General features: G+C 62.5%; 15 protein-coding genes. 6 read left to right on the plus strand and 9 right to left on the minus strand.

Features of this window, described 5'->3' with window-relative positions:
* Nucleotides 1–49: 49 nt before the first annotated feature.
* On the minus strand, nucleotides 50–949 hold the full coding sequence (locus tag PQQ96_RS28050) for a LysR family transcriptional regulator (RefSeq protein ID WP_408298683.1): 900 nt from the start codon (nucleotides 947–949) through the stop codon (nucleotides 50–52).
* Between the two features lie 304 nt (nucleotides 950–1,253).
* Here PQQ96_RS28050 and PQQ96_RS28055 point away from each other — a divergent pair, with 304 nt between their 5' ends.
* The gene (locus tag PQQ96_RS28055) at nucleotides 1,254–2,285 is read left to right on the plus strand and encodes a diguanylate cyclase (protein WP_408298685.1); all 1,032 of its coding nucleotides are present in this window, start codon (nucleotides 1,254–1,256) and stop codon (nucleotides 2,283–2,285) included.
* A 190-nt stretch (nucleotides 2,286–2,475) separates the two neighbouring features.
* Here PQQ96_RS28055 and PQQ96_RS28060 read toward each other — a convergent pair whose 3' ends face one another.
* The 4 genes from PQQ96_RS28060 to PQQ96_RS28075 all read right to left on the minus strand — a co-directional run bounded on the left by PQQ96_RS28060 (nucleotide 2,476) and on the right by PQQ96_RS28075 (nucleotide 9,016).
* Entirely contained in the window at nucleotides 2,476–5,352 is a 2,877-nt protein-coding gene (locus tag PQQ96_RS28060; protein ID WP_408298687.1) for an Hsp70 family protein, read from the minus strand.
* Nucleotides 5,349–7,199 carry an Hsp70 family protein gene (locus PQQ96_RS28065; protein WP_408298689.1) on the minus strand — a complete coding sequence of 617 codons (1,851 nt, stop codon included), beginning with the start codon at nucleotides 7,197–7,199 and terminating at the stop codon, nucleotides 5,349–5,351. Before PQQ96_RS28065 ends, PQQ96_RS28060 begins: the two co-directional genes overlap by 4 nt.
* Complete coding sequence (locus PQQ96_RS28070; RefSeq protein ID WP_408298691.1) at nucleotides 7,196–7,825, minus strand: DUF2760 domain-containing protein; 630 nt, start codon at nucleotides 7,823–7,825, stop codon at nucleotides 7,196–7,198. The genes PQQ96_RS28065 and PQQ96_RS28070 overlap by 4 nt, the downstream gene beginning before the upstream one ends.
* 294 nt (nucleotides 7,826–8,119) lie before the next feature.
* Nucleotides 8,120–9,016, minus strand: coding sequence for a LysR family transcriptional regulator (locus tag PQQ96_RS28075; RefSeq protein WP_408298693.1), 897 nt, complete (start codon nucleotides 9,014–9,016; stop codon nucleotides 8,120–8,122).
* Nucleotides 9,017–9,147: 131 nt separating this feature from the next.
* Between PQQ96_RS28075 and PQQ96_RS28080 the strand changes: the two genes are divergently transcribed.
* Complete coding sequence (locus tag PQQ96_RS28080; protein ID WP_408298695.1) at nucleotides 9,148–9,807, plus strand: NADPH-dependent F420 reductase; 660 nt, start codon at nucleotides 9,148–9,150, stop codon at nucleotides 9,805–9,807.
* A 13-nt stretch (nucleotides 9,808–9,820) separates the two neighbouring features.
* On the opposite strand, the gene PQQ96_RS28085 is transcribed toward PQQ96_RS28080, so the two are convergent.
* From PQQ96_RS28085 to PQQ96_RS28100, 4 genes are all read right to left on the minus strand, one after another.
* The gene (locus PQQ96_RS28085; RefSeq protein ID WP_408298697.1) at nucleotides 9,821–10,639 is read right to left on the minus strand and encodes an enoyl-CoA hydratase/isomerase family protein; all 819 of its coding nucleotides are present in this window, start codon (nucleotides 10,637–10,639) and stop codon (nucleotides 9,821–9,823) included.
* Between the two features lie 6 nt (nucleotides 10,640–10,645).
* Nucleotides 10,646–11,899, minus strand: a complete 1,254-nt coding sequence (locus PQQ96_RS28090; protein ID WP_408298699.1) for a CaiB/BaiF CoA transferase family protein — start codon at nucleotides 11,897–11,899, stop codon at nucleotides 10,646–10,648.
* A 40-nt stretch (nucleotides 11,900–11,939) separates the two neighbouring features.
* Nucleotides 11,940–13,313 carry an MFS transporter gene (locus PQQ96_RS28095; RefSeq protein ID WP_408298701.1) on the minus strand — a complete coding sequence of 458 codons (1,374 nt, stop codon included), beginning with the start codon at nucleotides 13,311–13,313 and terminating at the stop codon, nucleotides 11,940–11,942.
* Nucleotides 13,314–13,466: 153 nt separating this feature from the next.
* Nucleotides 13,467–14,396 (minus strand): LysR substrate-binding domain-containing protein, encoded by a 930-nt coding sequence (locus tag PQQ96_RS28100; protein ID WP_408298703.1) that lies wholly within the window; start codon nucleotides 14,394–14,396, stop codon nucleotides 13,467–13,469.
* 192 nt (nucleotides 14,397–14,588) lie between these two features.
* On the opposite strand from PQQ96_RS28100, the gene PQQ96_RS28105 reads away from it, so the two are divergent.
* The 4 genes from PQQ96_RS28105 (at nucleotide 14,589) to PQQ96_RS28120 (ending at nucleotide 17,946) form a co-directional block, all read left to right on the plus strand.
* Complete coding sequence (locus PQQ96_RS28105; RefSeq protein WP_408298705.1) at nucleotides 14,589–15,416, plus strand: alpha/beta fold hydrolase; 828 nt, start codon at nucleotides 14,589–14,591, stop codon at nucleotides 15,414–15,416.
* 6 nt (nucleotides 15,417–15,422) lie between these two features.
* A complete protein-coding gene (locus tag PQQ96_RS28110) occupies nucleotides 15,423–16,199 on the plus strand; it encodes a short-chain dehydrogenase/reductase (protein ID WP_408298707.1) in 777 nt (258 codons plus the stop codon).
* 6 nt (nucleotides 16,200–16,205) lie between these two features.
* A complete protein-coding gene (locus tag PQQ96_RS28115) occupies nucleotides 16,206–17,486 on the plus strand; it encodes an amidase (protein ID WP_408298709.1) in 1,281 nt (426 codons plus the stop codon).
* A gap of 127 nt (nucleotides 17,487–17,613) precedes the next feature.
* Entirely contained in the window at nucleotides 17,614–17,946 is a 333-nt protein-coding gene (locus PQQ96_RS28120) for a DUF190 domain-containing protein (RefSeq protein ID WP_408298711.1), read from the plus strand.
* Nucleotides 17,947–18,101: the final 155 nt, after the last annotated feature.

The following is an 18,101-nucleotide window of genomic DNA, read 5'->3' on the forward strand; positions in this document are numbered from 1 at the left end:
TCGCGGTCTCAGCTGCGTCGCTTATTCAGATTCAGATCTCAAGGAATTCCTATTTAAAATAGCCGACGGCGAGATCAATGAATTCGCGGATCTTGCGCGGCACGAACTCGCGGCTTGGATAAACGAGTGAAACCGCGACGTCGCCATTGAGCACGGTGTATTCGTTGAGGATCTGCACCAGTGTGCCGGCACGCAATTCATCGCTGACCATTTCGAGCGGAAGCAACGCGATGCCCATTGCGCCGAGCGCCGCCTGTTTCTGCATGATCATGCTATTGACCGTGAACGACGGATCGAGCGTGATGCTCTCTTCGCGGCCGTCGCTGCTGTTACTGAATACGCAGGTCTGCGGACTGGTATCGAGCGGTGCGGCGATCATCCGATGCTGCGCGAGATCGGCCGGGGTTGCCGGATAACCGGCCGCAGCCAGATAGGCGGGAGCCGCCACCGGCACCGCGTGGGAGTTGATGAGGCGGCGCGCCACCAGCGATTCCGAACGGATCATGTGTTCGGTCACGATACCCACGTCGAAGCCGCCTTCGAGCAGATCGACACGCTTTTCGGTGAGCGTGACACGCAGATTCACGAGCGGAAACTTTGCCTGGTACTCCGCAAAAAGCGGTGTGAGCCGGAACAGCGAGAAGCTGCCTAATGCCACAATCCGCAGATCGCCCGCGACTTCCTTCGAGGTGGTGGTCGCGCGTGATTCGACCTCTTCGAGTTCCGCCAGCAGCACGCGGCAGCCGTCGGCATAGTCCGCGCCGGCTTCGGTCAGCACGACTTTGCGCGTGGTGCGCTGGAATAGCCGGATGCCGAGGTGCTTCTCGAGGCTCGACACATGGCGCGTCACGACCGAGGTCGAGACATTGAGTTGCTGCGCGGCCTGCGCGAAGCTGCCTGCGTCGGCGACCTTGACGAAAGCCTGCATGGCCTGAAAGAGATTGATCATGTTCGTGCGAAATACGTGTTCGTTAAAGCGTAAGGCGAGAAGGATAGGGCTTGGCGGTTGCGCAGTTGTTCAGATTGCGCCTGAACGGCTGCAATTGTCTGTTGATTGGGCGCGCTGCCTGGTTTTGGGACAGGACGAAGGCGGCGCGCGGCTGGCGCGTGAATTGTACTTCGCGGGGCCATGAGGCGATTGTCCCGGCTGGATCGCGCGTGGCGCTGACAACCCGCGCGAAGCACGCGTCTGGCGCTCAAGTTTTGGGTGTATATGCCGTTGACATAAGCTAATCACATACGGGAACCCAGCCGTGCAACTCGCTTACAGTAACGACCGTCTTTCCAGCCGGATGTCGGTGGACCCGTCCGCCACCGGCGAACCCGAGGTGGAATCATCGGTCATTGAGTGGCTGTTACATGACGATCAGGTGATGCGCGAATGCTTCACCCACGCGGCGGAAATCCTGAAGAGCGTGACCGGTGCGGCGATTACCGCGATCACGCTGCTCGACGAGGAGAACCAGCATTACCGGGCGGAAGTCGGCATGGCGATGCCGCTCATCACCCGCGCGCACTCGCTGGCCGACTATGCTGTGCGCGACGCCGAGTTGTTCGTCATCGAGGATGCGCACGACGATGCCCGTTTCGGCGAATGCCTGCTGGTGCAGCGTCATCCCTTCGTGCGGTTTTACGCGGCGATTGCACTGCGCGCGCCGAACGGCGAGATCGTCGGCGCGCTGTGCGCGATGGACCCCGCGCCCGGCCACCTCGATGCATCGAAACGAGGCGTGTTCTACCACCTGCGCGCGATGATCGAAAACGATCTGAAAATGCGCACGGCGACCGCGATCGATCCGCTCACCCAGTTGTATAACCGCCGCTTCCTGCTGGAAAGCATCGCGCACAAGTGGAAAGAAGCGCGCGACGGCGAGATGATGGGTTCGGTGGTGGTCGACGTCGACTGGTTCAAGCAATACAACGACACCTATGGCCACCAGGCGGGCGATCATTGTTTGCGCAAGGTGGCTTCGGTGATGCAGGCGGCGGCCGACGGCGAGCGCATTGTCGCCGGGCGCATGGGTGGCGAGGAATTCGGCCTGCTGGTGCTGCGAGCGCAGCCGGCGGCGCTTGAAGATACGCTCGACGCACTGCGGCAGGGCGTGGAGGACCTGGCGATCGAACATCGCGCCTCGCCGCTCGGCATGGTGACGGTGAGCGTCGGCGCCTCGTTGACGCGGATGAACGAGGCGTCCCGGCTGGCACACCGTGAGGGCTTCGCGAGCGCGGATCGGGCGCTGTATCGCTCGAAACACAGTGGCAGAAACCGGGTCACGATGGCGTAGGACAGGTCGCCTTGCGCGGGGACCGGTTTGTACGGAAGCCCACCGACGACGCCTGTTACTGCGTGATCGAAGACTGGCCCATCACCGATGGTGGTCGTGTGGGCAGGTGCCGCAATGTTGCGGCGGGACTTGGTGGGGCGCCGCAGTTCGTCGATTGACGTACGCGCCAGGCCCGCACCGGGGCGTCCGCTCACGACGTCGCCGTTATCAGCTTCAACCCTGCAGGCAGTGATTCACCGAACACGCGGCCTTCATCGGCGTTATCGAGCTCCACCGTCTCGCTGACCATGGTGATCCACGCGCGCGGCGCATTGGCCGCTTCGAGCCTGCGCACCACCGTATGGCGCAGGTCTTCGGGCAGGTCGCGCGAGCGGTCGCCGGTCATGCGGGCGATCTGCACGGCGGCGAATGCCGCGGGGTCGACCTTCTTCCAGTCGAGCGCGAGGATAGTGTTCAGCCAAAGCGCTGCGATCTCCGGTGGCACGACGCTATGCGCGCTGCCATAGAACGGCCGCCGTGCACCAATGCGGCCGACCGCCCACCAGCTTTGGTGGTTTTCCGCAGGCTTCTTCAGCCGTGTGAGCACCGACTCGCCCAGTTCGATCTTGCGTTCAACCGGAATGCGTTCGAGCGATGCACTCAGCCGGACCATGTCGGTGAAGCCGGTTTTCGATGCATCGAACGGCAGTTTATGGCGCGATTGCGCGGCCGTTTGCAGATAGGCCATCGCGTCGAGCACGCGCAGTTGCGCGCTTTCGTCAAGGCCGCCCGCGGCGCGGCGCCATAGCGTCCACCATTCCGACCAGACCTGGCTTTCGTTGACATACTGGATGCCGTCGTCGAAGAGCGACCAGAGCTGTTCCACGCGCCATTCGTCGAGCGGATAGCCGAAGCCAGGCCGTACGCAGTAGCCAGCCAGATTCAGCCACGTCCGTTCGTGATCCGCCGAGCGACGGCGGCGGCGCGCGCGTTCCCACAGCGCACCGAACAGTTCGCGCAGCAGCGCGCTGTTCCAACTCTCGCGCGGCCCGAGTAGCTGTTCGAGTTGCGAGCGCAGGCGTTTGACTTCCTTGGGGTCGACGTTTTGCGTGCGTGAGCCGAAGCTGCGGTCGATCTGTTCGAAAGCTTTGTCGAGAGCGGGGTGCCGGGCTTGTGCCGGATCCGCCGACAGGTCTACCTTGGCATCTTCACGACGTAACTGGAATTCGAGCAGCCAGCGCTGCGCAGGATTGTCGAGTTCGATGCAGTGGACTTCGAGCGTGCCCACTTCAGTAAGGGAGGTGGCGATTTGAACCGCGGTTTCGCCGCGCGCCGCGCTCGCGCCGCGTGCTTGCACGATCGTCGCGATGGGGGGCAGGCGAACGAAATCACCTTGCGTGAGATCAGCCAGCTCGCCGGGTCGATAGACCGTGTCCGCGCTTGAAGAGGCCAGGTGAAAACGCACAGGGTGCCCGAGGCGCAGCGCAAACGTGTGGTCCTCGATCCGGATCTCGTGGCCTTCTTCGGTGCCGCGCGGCAGCAGGCATAGGCCGCGTTGCGCCGGTTCGGTGTTGCCGTTGCCGTCACCGGCTTCGTCCAGCACGAGGAAGTAACTGCGCGCCGAGCCGCCACCGATTTTCGGCGCCTGGCCCGTGCGGGCGAGGGCGTAAGCGACCGCGCCGCGCGCCACGGCGACGTCGGGATTGTTGTTGTGCAGAACGTTGAGCGGTTTGCCGCGCCATTCGCCCAAGGTGCTGGAGAGGCGCTGCGTGAGCGCCTCAGCGCGAAACACGCCGCCGTTCAGCAGCAACGTGTCAGGGACCGGCAAAGGCTCGTCCTGACCTTCGCCCGCGTCAGATGAACCTGGAGATTGAGAGGCGCCTAGCGCCTTGCGCGACTGCGCCGCGAAACGGCTCAGAAACGCCGCGATATGGCGCGTGACCGCCGCATCGGTGGCATAGGGCAGGCCGAACTCGACAATCGCGCCTCGCGGCCTGCCGGGCCGTTCGTCCGACGCCACCGCCGGAAAGAATCCGTCGACGATGATCTGTTCGACTTCCTCGCGCGTCACCTGCACCGTGCGCGCGCCGCCGATCAGTTTCGAACCCGCGCCGAGCAGCGTGATCGAAGCCGACTCTGGCGCGTGCGGGCCGAGCAGTTGCTCCTTCGCGCCGCGGCAACGTTCGACCAGTTGCGACAGACTCGCTGCCGACAAACGCGTGCGCTCGTTGCCCGCTTGAGGCAAACGCGCCTCGACCCGATGCGCGAGCGCGAGGTCCATGTTGTCGCCGCCGAGCATCAGATGGTTGCCCACACCGATGCGGGTGAGCGCCGGCTCGCCGTCGCGCATCTGGACTTCGATCAGCGTGAGGTCGGTGGTGCCGCCGCCCACGTCGCAGATCAGCACGAGCCGTGTGTCCGACAGTTCAGTCGCCAGACTCTCGCGATGATGAAACAGCCAGTCGTAGAACGCGGCTTGCGGCTCTTCCAGCAGCCTTAGCGTGGGCAGGCCCGCCATGCGCGCCGCTTCCACCGTCAGCGCTCGCGCGCCTTCGTCGAAAGAAGCGGGCACCGTCAGCACGACGTTCTGCGCTTCGAGCGGCGCGTCTGGAAAGCGTTGATTCCAGGCCGCTCGCACGTGCGCCAGATAGCTCGCGCTGGCTTCGACCGGCGAGACCTTGCGGACATCGTCGGCGGCGCCCCAGGGCAGAATTGGCGCGACCCGGTCCACCGACGCGTGCGACAGCCAGCTCTTCGCACTTGCCACCAGCCGTCCCGGCACCTGCCCACCGAGCGCACGCGCGAGCCTGCCGATCACCGCTGGCTGATCCTGCTGACTTGCGTCAGCGCTACCGATCGAACTGTCAGTCGCGCGCCACGGTAATTGCAGATCGCCCGCACTCAGCTCGCCCGGCGCCGGGTGATACCGCACCGACGGCAGGAGCGGTCGCGCGGCGACCTCGCCGAGACTCACCAGCTGATCGATCTCGAAGACGCGAATCTCCTGCGAGCCCGCCGCAGCATAAGCGAGTACCGTGTTGCTGGTGCCAAGATCAATCCCGACGCTGTAGCGCTTCATTGCTGTCATGCATTGGCGCTGCCGCGCACGTCGAACTCGACCTTCCAGCGCTCGTCGGTGCCGCGCGGCACGGCTTCGAGTTCGAGCGTGCCGGCTTCCGTCACGCGCGCATGCAGCTTCACTGGCACGACTTCACCGGCGGTGCGGCCGGCGGCCGGCAGCGTCGCCTGGATTTCTTCGAGTTCCTGCAATTCCTCCGGGCCCCAGAAGTCGAGCAGCGTGCCGACCTGATCCTGACGACGTACCGACGATCCGAAAAAGCGGAAGTGCACCGGCTCGCCGACGACCAGCCCGAACTCCTGCGTCGGCAATTCGGCGTCCGTGCCTTCCTCCATGCCGAACGGCGCAACACACAGTGCCTGAATGGGCGGCTCGAGACCGGGGACGGCGGGCATCGCCGATTCGATTGCGATGTAGTACGCGCGTGCCGTGCCGCCACGAATGCGCACGCCCTGACCGCGCCGTACATAGCCGTAGTAGGCCGCGCCGCGCGCGACGGCGAGATCGAGATCCGCGCCTTCGAGCAGGCGCGCTTGCGGCGCACCTTCGGCGGCGAGCCAGCCATTGAGCGAGCCCATGATCCGTTCGACCAGCAGCGGCGACTTGAACACACCGCCGTTGAAGAGCACGGCGGTGGGGTGCAGGAAGGTCGCGCCTTCGGCGGTGGCAATATCGCGCAAGCCTTCGAGTTCGGCCAGCGCGCCCACCTGACGGCCGAGGAAGGCCGCCAGATGCCGCGTGATGCCCGCGTCCTGCGCATACGGCAGGCCGAGTTGCGTGAGGCCGGCACGCGCGCGGCTCACCGGACGCGCTGCGCTATCCACCTGCGGGAAGAAGCCTTCGAGAATCGTCTGGGTCAACTCCGCGCGCGTGAGCTCGGTGCGGATCGAACCGCCGATCAGCTTCGAACCGCGGCTCGGCACGACGAGCGGCACGGTATCGGTCGACGGGTCGCTGAGCAGCGTTTCCTTCGCCGAGCGGCACGCATAGGTGAGGGCGCGCAGTTGCCACGCATCGGCCTGGGTACCTTGTGCTGCGAGCTTGCGCGCGACGACGTGAGCCAGCGCGAGGTCCATGTTGTCGCCGCCCAGCAGAATGTGCTCGCCGACCGCGACGCGATGCAGTTCGAGATTGCCTTCGCGCTCGATCACCGCGATCAGCGAGAGGTCGGTCGTCCCGCCGCCCACGTCGACCACGAGAATGATGTCGCTGACCTTGACCTGCTTGCGCCACTGGCCGCCGCTCTTCTGAATCCAGCTATACAGAGCGGCTTGCGGTTCTTCGAGCAGCGTCATGCGGCCGTAGCCGGCGGCCTCGGCGGCTTCGGCGGTCAACTCGCGCGCGGCCGGATCGAACGACGCGGGGATCGTCACCGTGATGTCCTGCTGGCTGAACGGTGCGTCCGGATGCGCGTGGTCCCAGGCCTCGCGCAGGTGCGTCAGATAGCGCACCGAGCTTTCGAGCGGCGACACGCGCGCGACTTCAGGCGGCGCGTCGTTAGGCAGAATCGCCGCGCGACGGTCGACGCCAGGATGGCACAGCCAGCTTTTGGCGCTCGACACGAGCCGGATCGGCGTGGCCGCGCCGCGGTTGCGGGCGAACTCGCCGACCGCGAATTCCCGTTGACCGGTCCATGGCAGGTACAGGTCGCCCGAGGCCAGTTCGTCCGGATGCGGCAGGTAGAGGAACGAGGGCAGCAGATCGAGGTTGGCGATTGCGCCGGGGTCCGTGAGTTGAGCGATCGGCAGCACGCCCTGGGCGGTCTTTTCGCCGTCGCTGGCGGTCGTGTCCACGTAGGACAGTGCGCAGTGCGTGGTGCCCAGGTCGATACCGATTGAGAAGCGTGCGTCGCTCATAGCTCCACCTCGGCCGGTGCGATCACCTTGGCGTTATGGCTGCCGGTCAGCTTCGGCAGACGCACATCGTCGACACGCCAGCCGCGGTGGCTGATGCTGCCGTTAAACGGCGCCTTGCCGACGACGTTGCCCGTCAGGCGAACCGAGGTGGCGTCGAAACCTTCGGCCAGCGTCACGCGGCTGCCTTCGGCTTCGTCACGCACCGGACGGATCGTGAAATGCTCGCGCAGCGTCGTGCGGCAGCCGTCGTGCACGAGACGGGCGGCGGCGCCGATGTCGGCGTCGCTATAGTTCTTGATATCTTCTTCGACGAAATCGATGAAGCGCGCGTCGCGTTGCAACAGGCCGAGCAGTTGAAGTGCCGCGTCCGGGCTTGGTTCCTTCAGCGTGGGCGCCTGCGGTGCGGGCGCCGGTGCAGCGGCAGGAGCGGGCGCAGGTGCAGGTGCAGGTGCAGGTGCAGGTGCAGGTGCAGGTGCAGGCGCGGCGCTCGCGGCAGCGGCGCCACCTGCTCCACCATTACGCAGGCGCAGCACGCCGGCGGCGAATTCGCCATCGCCGAGGATGCTGAAAAATGTACTGACGGCAAGTGAAATCCTGCCGAGGAAAGACGGGTTCGAATCGGTCATGAATGCTCCTGAGGGGCTCTGTTAAAGGACGAGCTGTCCTGGCTGCGCCGCACGCGACGGTCCAGCGGTGCCAGATTGGCTTGCTGGGCTGTCGTCATGCGTCTTTGCGAGGGTCGGCGGCAAGCCTGCCGCCGAGGTCTGATTCATCCGGTCTTGCGGCGCGTTTTGCGCGCGCAAACCCGTATTTTGCCTTGTCGCGCGCCCGAAGCGGGCAAAGCCGGCAATTCTAGCGGTCAATGGGTGGAGATTGGCGGGTGGTGAAGGTTGCCTGCAAGGTTTGTCAGGCTGCTCATTTCACGCGGCGTGCGGCCCGAATTCGGCCACCACCTGGTCGATAAACACGCGTAATTTCGGCGTGGCGCGGCTTGCCGGAAAGACCAGATGCATGGGGCGCGCGGGCGCTTCGTAGCCGTTCAGCAGGCGCACCAGCCGGCCCGCGGCGAGCTCGTCCTTCACCGCCACTTCGGGCGCGAGGATCACGCCGCCGCCATTGAGGGCCGCGGCCAGCAGCGCTTTCACGTCGTTGGCCTGAAAGCGGCCGGAAATCGGCACCACGTGTTCGCCTTGAGCATCGGCGAAATGCCATTCGGTCGCAACCGGCAGGCTCGTATAGACGAAGCTCAGGCACTCATGGTCTGCCAGCGCTTGCGGTGTATGCGGTTCGCCGCGTTCGGCCAGATAGCCGGGCGATGCGCAGGCGAACAGCCGGTACGGCATCAACGGCCGCGCGATCAACGACGAATCCGACAACGCGCCAAGACGGATCGCGGCTTCATACCCTTCGTCGATCAGATCGACGAAGCGGTCGGTCAGCGCCAACTCGACCCGCACCTCGGGATGGGCCTTCAGATAGCGCGTGATCATCGGCGCCAGACAGCAGGTGCCGAAGGTAACCGGCGCGGTGATGCGCAAACGCCCGCGCGGTGAGGCGGAGAGCTCCTGCGCGACCGATTCGGCCGCTTCGGTATCCGCCAGCAGCGCCTTGCAGCGTTCGTAGAAAATCTGGCCGATCTCGGTAAGGCTCTGGCGGCGCGTGGTCCGGTTGAGCAAACGCGCCCCGACGCGCTCCTCCAGCGTGCTGACATGCTTGCCGGCCATCTGCGAGGAGATGCCGAAGGCGAGCGCGGCCGCGGCGAACGAGCCGCTGTCGGCCGTTTTCACGAACACGGCCATGCTGGTCAAACGGTCCATTATTCCCCACTTGTGGTTTCGACAGTCGTAAAATTATGCCTGTTTATCTGGTTGAGGTTTTGAATCATAGTGTTTCTCACCGATGGGCACGCTCAACCGAGCGATCCCCTGAACGACATGGAGTGTGAAATATGAAGATAGGCATTCTCGGCGCCGGCTTTCTCGGCCGCGCGATGGCGACGCTCGCGAAGAACCATGGTCACGAAGTCATGATCAGTAATTCCCGTGATCCGCGAACCTTGATCAGCACAGCCGCAGCACTTGGCTGTGCGCTCGGCACGGCTGAAGAGGCGGCGAAGTTCGGCAACGTGGTGGTGGTGACCGTGCCGTTCAGCAACATCGATGCGCTGCCGGTTGCGGCACTCGACGGCAAGACCGTGATCGACACGTGCAACTACTATCCCGACCGCGATGGTCAGATCGAGGCGCTCGACAGTCGCGCGACGACCACCAGTCAGATGCTGGCGGCCGCGTTGCCTGGCGCCAGGGTGGTCAAGGCCTTCAACGCAATTCTGGCGAAAGACCTGGAAACGGACGGCAAGCCGGCCGGTAGCCCGAACCGTCGGGCGCTGCCGTTCGCCGGCGATGACGCGCAGGCCAAACACGTCGTGAGCGGGCTTCTCGATCAGTTCGGCTTCGATCCGGTTGACGCCGGGGCGCTCGCCGACAGTTGGCGCTTCGAGCGGGCGAAGCCGGTCTACTGCATTGCGCTGGATCGCGCAGGCATCGTCGAAGGATTGGCGGCGGCGAAGCGGGACGTCGAGTTAGCGCATGGGTCGTGGCGGCATTGAACGTCGTGGCGATTCACACCCCGCGAAATAGCGGAATGCGCTTCTGTAAAAATGCGGCGCGCGCTTGCGCATAGTCGGCGCTGCGGGCAGCGCGCTGAATCGCAATATCAACGTCCTGTTGGCTAAGTGAGCCCGCACGCGATGCAAGACCCGTCAGAATCAATTTTGAGCCGCGAATCGACAGTGGTGCGTTCCTGGTCATCGCGGTCGCAAATTGCAGCGCGGCGTCGCTCAAGTTCTCGTAGATTTCGTCGACGATGCCAAAGCGCAGCGCATCGGCCACGTTGAAGCGTTGCGCGGCAAAGAGAATGCGCTTCGCGTTCACGAGGCCGGCCAGGTTGAGCAGCCTGCGTGTGCCGGCGACACCGTACACGATCGACAGACGCGCCGCGGCAATGGAAAACTCCGCGCCCGGACTCGCGAAGCGAAAGTCGCATGCCATGGCAAGATTGCAACCGCCGCCCATGCAGAACCCGTTGATAGCCGCGATGGTCGGCTTCCCGATTGCTTCGATCGCGCTGCAGCAGCTTTCATACACGGCGTCGTATGTCCTGACTTGCGCCTCATCGCCGCGCACTTCATTGAATTCGGCGATATCGGCTCCGGCGCAAAAGCTTGCACCAGTCCCGGTCAGAATGACCGCCCGAACGTCACTTCGCGTGTCGAGATGCGCGGCGATCCGGCCGAGACTTCGCCATAGTTCGAGTGTTAGTGCATTGCGTTTTTCGGCCCGTTTGATCGTGATGATCGCGATCTGCTCGTGCACGAGAAGCCCAAGTTCGAAAGGTATGTCAACGCTGGTTGCACCATCGGTCGATAAGTTCGTATGCATGTCAGTTCAGCTATTCGCGATGGCTGCTGCTTCGTTGGAACTCCGGTGCTGGAGCACAGCGCCGCACGCAATCAGATCTTCTATTTCACCGTTGGTAAAACCGAATTCGCGAAGGATGTCCTCCGTGTCCTGGCCGACCCTCGGCGCCGCACGCGATGCAATCCGAGTCTGCCCGTTGAACAGGATCGGAAGGCCGAGCGCTCGGGTTTTTCCGCCGTCAGGTGCATCGACATCGACGACCATGCGTACGGCACGCGCCTGCTCGTGCTCCAGCGCTTGCGCGACGTTCTGCACGGGACCGGCCGGTACGCATGCATCGTCGAATCGGCGTAACCACGACTCGACGTCATCTGTTGCCAGCACCGCGTCGATCAAACTTGCTAAAGTGCCCCGGTTGGCCAACCGCAGATCAGCCGTCGCAAATCGACTGTCGCTTCGCCACTCGGCATGCCCCAGGACATCTGCAATCCGTTCCCAGTTGGCCTGATTCGCACCGCCGATCGCGATGCGCCCATTGCGACAGCGATACACCTGATACGGTGCGATCAAAGGGTGCGCGGTACCCGATGGCTTAGCTACAACGCCTCGTGAAAAATAAGCCGCCGCGTACCAATACATGTGCTGCAGCGAGGCCTGCAGCAACGATGTGTCGACACGTTGCCCGCGGCCCGTGCGCAGCCGATGGACATAGGCGGCCAGCACACCGAGCGCCGCGAGTATCCCAGCGTTGACGTCGGCAATCGATACGCCCGGTTTAACCGGCTCGCCGCCTTCTTCCCCCGTCACGCTAATGAGCCCGCTGAATGCCTGCAAAATCAGGTCGAAACCTCCCTTCTGCGCGAGTGGGCCTTCGCGACCGTAACCTGTAATCGAACAATAAATCAGCGAGGGATTCAATTCCTTGAGCACGTCGTAGCCGAGGCCGAGACGTTCTATTACGCCGAGGCGGAAATTTTCGGTCAGTACGTCCGCCTGCGTCGCCATTCGCAGCAGTGCGGCTCTACCGGCGTCGCTCTTGATATTAATTCCGATCGATTTCTTGCCGCGGTTCAGCATCATGAACGATGGTGGTATGCCGGCGTCAGAAGGGCGTCCGTAGTTTCTGGCGTCGTCGCCAAGCGGAATCTTCTCGACCTTGTAAACGTCGGCGCCCATGTCTGCGAGCATAAGGCCACATGTGGGGCCGGCCATGATCTGCGAAAGTTCAAGGACCTTGAGTCCCTTGAGAGGCTGTTGAAAGCCGGATTGCGTGTCGGTCATGGACTTCTCCTTCTTTGTTCGAGATGTGACATCGTCGCGCTCAGCCTTCTTCCGCAGCCTGCGTGACCGATGGGGGATGTCCGACGGACTGCATGAGGTAGTCCTGTGTCCGCTTACTCTCGGGTCCCGGCACGATCGCGAGCAGAATCAGCGCGCCGGAGCAAAGCGTTCCCGCAAGCAGCCAAAGGCCAGGCGAGAAAGAGCCCGTCATCTCCTTGAGCAGGCCGACCGCAAACGGCATAACGATGCCTGACGTAACGGCAAGGCAGTTAATGAGCGCGACACCGCCAGCAGCGGATTGTGGGCTCAACAGGGCGGTCGGCATGGCCCAGAAAAGCGGACTCGAACTGGTGACGCTGATTGCGCCGATACTGAGTAGAAGCATCGCCGTTGGAAAATTCAAATGAGGAATCGTCGACAGTGCAAGCGCTGCGGCGCCTGCGAAGATCACAACGCTGAAATGCCAGCGCCGTTCCTGAACGCGATCGGAATGGCGCGATATCAGGATCGTCCCTATCGCTGCTAGCCCCCACGGAATGACGGAATAAAGACCAATCGCGAGCGGAGTAACGACGCCATAGCTTCTGATGATCGCCGGCACCCAGAAGCCGAGTGCATATATTCCTGAGACTGCACAGAAATAAACGAGCGCAAACAAATAGATTCTGGAGTCGCGCAATAGCGAAACGATTGCACGGCCACCCTGCGTAACGTGCGCTTCAGAGCGCTCCCGCTCCAACGTGTCGCATAACGCGTGGCGCTCCTGTTCAGACAGCCAGGATGCATCTGCTGGGCCGCGTCTCAACAGCACGAGACAGACCAGTGACATCACGCAGCTCGGCACGCCTTCGAGCAGAAAAACCCATTGCCATCCTGCGAGGCCTGCCGCCGAGTCGAACTTCGTCATGATCCAGCCGGATAGGGGGCCGACTATCACGCCGGCGACAGTCACGCCCGATGTGAATACAGCAAATGCCTTGCTGCGGCGATCTTGAGGAAACCAGGTCGCGAGGTAATAGATGACACCGGGATAGAACCCTGCTTCGAACGCACCCAGCGCCAGACGGCCAAGGTAGAATTCGGCCGGAGTCCGAATGAACAACATACTCGTTGAACATAGACCCCATCCAAGCACAATCAGAAAAAACAGCCGCCGTGCGCCCCAGCGCTTCAGTAGCAGATTCGCCGGCACAGCGAACAGGACATAGGTGACAAAGAAAAGACTGGCGCCAAGGCCATACACACTGTCGGACATATGGCGTGCCTCACGCAACTGAAGTTGGGCGAATGCAATGTTGTATCGGTCCATTGAGCAGAATACGTAACTCAGGAACAGAACGGGTACGACACGCCAAAAGGCCTTCTTGCACGCAGATTCGCGGGCAGTTGCGACGTCTCCCTGATGGGTAAGCATGATTGTCTCCGTATTTATGTACGTCGCGTGCGGTGCACCGCGCGACTTCGTCGTGATAAGACTTTGACGAAGTGTACAAATGCCGCTGGAGCGCGGCCAATACGGAATTGGGATCGGTCTATAAGCGATCCCTATTGACGCGAAGAGACAGATCTACGGGGTGGAGATCAGCGTGGCATTGGCCCACGCTTTCGACGCGACGAGGCGCGTGATGATTTCGACGAGACAGTCGCGCACGACTTCGGCTGCGCGGCTAAGTGGAATGACATCCGACACGCACAGCGCGAGTTCGCGCTGTAATGATCGGTCGGAGACACGTAGTGCGTCGACGTTGCCGCGCTGCACATCCTCGGCGATGGCGGACCACGGTAATACGCCCCAACCGAGCCCCGCAGCGACGAGCCGGATAACGATGTCTAGCGAACTGACTTCACTGACGAGTTTGTATTGAAGATGCTCTTCGAGAAACGCCGCCTCGACACGCTGACGGATCGTATTCGGAACGCTGGGCAGAAAAAGCGGATGGGTGGCCAGTTCTTTGGCCCGGAGAGCCTTCTTCGATTGACCGTGTCCAGGCGGCATCACCGCGTAGAGTTCTTCAAGCAATATCGGGGTGATCGCGACGCCACGACGCCTTGGCGCGTCGACCGCGATAGCAATGTCGAGCTTGCCGCCTGCAACCAGATCGACCAGTTCCGAACTTGGACGTTCAACGATCTCGGTCAGGATCGCCGAACGGCTCACGAGTTCGCTTACGAGGGGCGTGATGACAAGCTTTCCGGCGCTACCGGGAATGCCGATCGCAACACGGCCGCCAGGCTGTTCAGTCTCACTCGTGACGGCCGCTCGAGCGTCGTCGAATTGCTTGAGCAGCGACTTCGCATACCGGTAAAGCGTGTCGCCGGAGCGGGTCGGACGTACGCCATAGACACCTCGATCGAACAGGCGTGTGTCGAGCTCAGCCTCGAGGTTCGAGATCTGCTGGCTCAGCGCCGGTTGCGCGATGTTGAGCGATTCTGACGCGCGGGTCATGTTGCCGAGTTCTGCGATCCGCACAAAATACTTCAGCTGTTTGAAATCCATGAATCCCTTCTTTGGCCCGCTGCGCTGCCGACTCCCAGATTGTCCGCTCGATAAGAATACACGATGGACCAATTTGCATTTAATATTTTTCTCCTATCGAATGAAATCCTATACTCGGCCACATCAAAGGCGTCCATGACATGTGGTTTGTTCGCGTGGGCTAGGGCAGACAGGACCAATGGAGGAGCATTCATGCCATACGCACTATCCGGTGGAGTCAATCTTTTCTATGAATCGACGGGAAGCGGACCTGCGATCGTCTTCGTGCATGAGTTTGCCGGCGACTATCGCAGTTGGGAAAACCAGGTTCGCTACCTCTCGCGACGGTTTCGCTGCGTCACGTTCAACGCGAGAGGCTATCCGCCGTCCGATGTGCCCGACGATATCGAGCAGTACGGCCATGCGCACGCGGTCAGCGACATCGCGAACGTGATGCGTGCCGCCAACATTGCGAGTGCGCATATCGTCGGGTTGTCGATGGGCGGATACGCGGCATTGAATTTTGCCATCGCGCATCCGGACAAAACGCGATCTGTCGTCGTGACCGCGGCTGGCCACGGTTCGGACGATCGCAAGCAGTTCCTGCGCGACTGCGACGCGTTGGCGGAGAGGATTCTGTCGGTGGGCATGGAAGAAGGTACGGCCGACTATGCAAACGGGCAGACCCGGCGCCGTCTCAAAGAGAAGGATCCCCGTGGCTTCGACGAATTCCTGCGGTGCTTTATCGAGCATTCCGCGCTCGGCACCGCGCTGACCGCACGAGGTTTTCAGATGCGGCGCCCCACCATTTACGAGCTGGAAACGGAACTCCGTCGCCTCACCGTGCCGGCATTGATCGTCGCGGGCGACGACGATGAGCCCTGTCTTGCTCCCGCGCTCTTCATGAAGCGCATGATCGCGGACGCGCAACTCTGGATCGTGCCGCATACGACCCATCAGATCAATCTCGAAGAGCCCGATGCATTCAATCGCGCCGTACTTGACTTCGCGACCGACGTCGAACGGCGCACGCAAGGATAAACCTGCATGGAACTTGAACTGAAGGACAAGCGCGTCCTAATTACGGGTGGATCGCGTGGGATAGGGTTCTCATGCGTCGAGACATTCCTGCGCGAAGGCTGCCGTGTGAAGTTGGTCGGCAGTCAGACATCGTCCGTCGACGAAGCGATAGCGCGGCTACGCGCGATGCACCTGACGGATGTCGACGGTCTGTGCGTCGATCTCTCGGACAGCAATGGCATCGAGCAACTAGCGTCGCACCTTGACGAGGTAGACGTCCTTGTCAACAACGCGGGCGCCATTCCGGGCGGTGGCCTTGCGAACGTCGACGACGCGCAATGGCGAGCCGCGTGGGACCTGAAAGTCCACGGCTACATCAACACGATCCGCGCCGCGGTGCCGTCGATGATGAAACGAGGTCATTGTGTCGTGGTGAATGTCATCGGAATCGCCGGTGTGGCGCCACGCTATGACTATCTATGCGGCTCGGCCGGCAACGCAGCGCTCACGGCGTTCACCCAGGCGGCCGGTGCGCATTCAACGAAGCGCGGTGTCCGCGTGCTCGGCGTGAATCCCGGGCCAACTGAAACGGAGCGCTTGATCGCACTCTCCAGATCGCGCGCGGCGCAGCGATTCGGCGATCCGTCCAGATGGCAGGACATGCTTTCAGATCTGCCGTTCGGCAGAGCCGCGAAGACCGAAGAAATTGCCGATCTCGTGGCATTTCTGGCATCCGCGCGAGCGTCATATCTGAGTGGCGTGGTGATCGATGCGGACGGCGGCGGTCGATACGCGGCGCACTGAAATCAAATGAGTGCAAATACCGTCTCACTCGTTGCCGACCTGATCGCTAGCCGTGGCGATCAGAAGACTTGCCGCGCGCGACTCGAAGCCGCGCAAGCACGCGCCGAAGAATGCGAACCATGGTTGAAGGCCTTCGCCTACCGACCCGATACGTATGAGACTTGCGGTGTTGCGGGCAAACCGCTGGCCGGTTTGCCAATCGGCGTCAAGGATCTGATGGCGACGCACGACATGCCGACGACCTACGGTTCGCCCATTTATGCCGGATTCAGACCCGCTGGGGACGCGTGGATCGTTGAGCGGATTCGACATTTCGGCGGCGTTGTTTTCGGCAAGACGGTGACGACCGAGTTTGCATGGCGCGAACCGGGACCGACAGTCAATCCGTGGAACCGGCTTCATACACCCGGCGGTTCCTCGAGTGGTTCGGCGGCCGCTGTGGCGGCCGGTATCGTGCCGCTCGCTGTCGGTACGCAGACAGTGGGTTCCGTGATTCGGCCCGCCGCGTTCTGCGGCGTGGTTGGCTATAAACCTGGCCACGGCCGGGTGCCGTCGGCTGGTGTGCATCCATTGGCGCCTTCCGTCGATCATGTCGGTTTTTTTGCACGGACGGTGGAAGGCGCAGCCGTGTGTCACGCGCTGTTCATCGACGCAAAGCCCGAAGTGATCGTTGATTTCGATGCCTGGGAGGCATACTTTACGGCGCAGCGTCCGCGTAAATTGGGCGTCGTTCGTACGCCTCTCTGGGGCAACGTGACGGACGAGCAGCAGGCCAATTTCCGTGCTTCGCTGGAGCGCTTGCGGGCCGCCGGGGTGACGCTCGTGGAACTTGACCCGTTCGACGGCATGCCGTTGATGCTCGACGCGTTGCAGACTGTCGTGCAGGTGGAGGCGGCCCGCGAGATCGGGCGTTTGACGGCGGACTATCCCGACATGGTCAGTCAGCACCTGAAGGTGTTGACCGCCGCTGGCGCAGCGGTTCCAGTCGCCAGGTACAGCGAGGCATTGGCGTTGCAAAGCCGGCTGCGAAGCGAGTTCGGTGACTTCGTCGACGATTGCGACGCGCTCGTGACGGTGCCTGCCGCGGGCCAGGCGCCAGTGGGGCTCGCCGACACGGGCGACGGATCGTACTGTGCTCCGTGGAGTTTTCTCGGTGTGCCCGCTGTGACCGTGCCATCTGGGCTATCGCGAGACGGGTTGCCGTTGGGCTTCCAGGTGGTCGGTAGGTATGGCGACGATTTGCCGACACTGCGCACGGCGGCATGGGTCGAAGCCGTTTTGGGGTAGACACTGGCATAGCTCGACAAGCCGTAGCTGACCGGCCTTGAAGTTTGCTTGCTACACTCAATGCAGAGGAGATGACATTCCTTCCCGAACCACCGGTCAACCCCGGCTGATCCAATGGGAGCGCCTCATGAAAGGCAGTCAATTGACGGTGTTTGCAGCCAATCAGAGCCACCGCAAGAGTCACATGACCGTCGTCGAATGGATTCTGGACACGGCAAAAAAAGCCGGCGCTCAGGGTGCAACGGTGATCGAAGTGAGTGAATGCATCGACGCGCATGGCAAGTACCACGCGGCGCGTTTCTTTGAATTGGTCGACCAACCTGTCGTGGTCACGGTGGCCGCGGAGGACGTTTGTATCGATGCATTGCTCGATAGCCTCCGACACGGCGGTGTTCAACTCTTCTACACGCGCTGTCCGATCGAATATGAAGTGCTTGGCGCCGGCGCGGGCGACGAGTAGAGGCGGCTCCTTTGCTGCGTGGCCGCGATGTTGCACGGCACAATCGTGTGTCGCCGCGGCGGTGAACTAGAATGAATCAAGCGGTGGATGATCGGGCCTGCCCCGGTCGAGCAACCTCAGGATTGCCCACAATTCGTCTGAGCGATCTATTCGTG

It is taken from the genome of Paraburkholderia sediminicola (genome assembly GCF_046027825.1).
GTDB lineage: Bacteria > Pseudomonadota > Gammaproteobacteria > Burkholderiales > Burkholderiaceae > Paraburkholderia > Paraburkholderia sediminicola_D.

Excerpts from the sequence above, each read along its gene's own strand:
- PQQ96_RS28085 (WP_408298697.1), bottom strand. The coding sequence starts at position 10,639 with ATGCATACGAACTTATCGACCGATGGTGCAACCAGCGTTGACATACCT.
- PQQ96_RS28115 (WP_408298709.1), top strand. The coding sequence starts at position 16,206 with ATGAGTGCAAATACCGTCTCACTCGTTGCCGACCTGATCGCTAGCCGT.
- PQQ96_RS28080 (WP_408298695.1), top strand. The coding sequence starts at position 9,148 with ATGAAGATAGGCATTCTCGGCGCCGGCTTTCTCGGCCGCGCGATGGCG.
- PQQ96_RS28065 (WP_408298689.1), bottom strand. The coding sequence starts at position 7,199 with ATGAGCGACGCACGCTTCTCAATCGGTATCGACCTGGGCACCACGCAC.
- PQQ96_RS28105 (WP_408298705.1), top strand. The coding sequence starts at position 14,589 with ATGCCATACGCACTATCCGGTGGAGTCAATCTTTTCTATGAATCGACG.
- PQQ96_RS28050 (WP_408298683.1), bottom strand. The coding sequence starts at position 949 with ATGATCAATCTCTTTCAGGCCATGCAGGCTTTCGTCAAGGTCGCCGAC.
- PQQ96_RS28100 (WP_408298703.1), bottom strand. The coding sequence starts at position 14,396 with ATGGATTTCAAACAGCTGAAGTATTTTGTGCGGATCGCAGAACTCGGC.
- PQQ96_RS28120 (WP_408298711.1), top strand. The coding sequence starts at position 17,614 with ATGAAAGGCAGTCAATTGACGGTGTTTGCAGCCAATCAGAGCCACCGC.
- PQQ96_RS28075 (WP_408298693.1), bottom strand. The coding sequence starts at position 9,016 with ATGGACCGTTTGACCAGCATGGCCGTGTTCGTGAAAACGGCCGACAGC.
- PQQ96_RS28095 (WP_408298701.1), bottom strand. The coding sequence starts at position 13,313 with ATGCTTACCCATCAGGGAGACGTCGCAACTGCCCGCGAATCTGCGTGC.
- PQQ96_RS28070 (WP_408298691.1), bottom strand. The coding sequence starts at position 7,825 with ATGACCGATTCGAACCCGTCTTTCCTCGGCAGGATTTCACTTGCCGTC.
- PQQ96_RS28060 (WP_408298687.1), bottom strand. The coding sequence starts at position 5,352 with ATGACAGCAATGAAGCGCTACAGCGTCGGGATTGATCTTGGCACCAGC.
- PQQ96_RS28110 (WP_408298707.1), top strand. The coding sequence starts at position 15,423 with ATGGAACTTGAACTGAAGGACAAGCGCGTCCTAATTACGGGTGGATCG.
- PQQ96_RS28090 (WP_408298699.1), bottom strand. The coding sequence starts at position 11,899 with ATGACCGACACGCAATCCGGCTTTCAACAGCCTCTCAAGGGACTCAAG.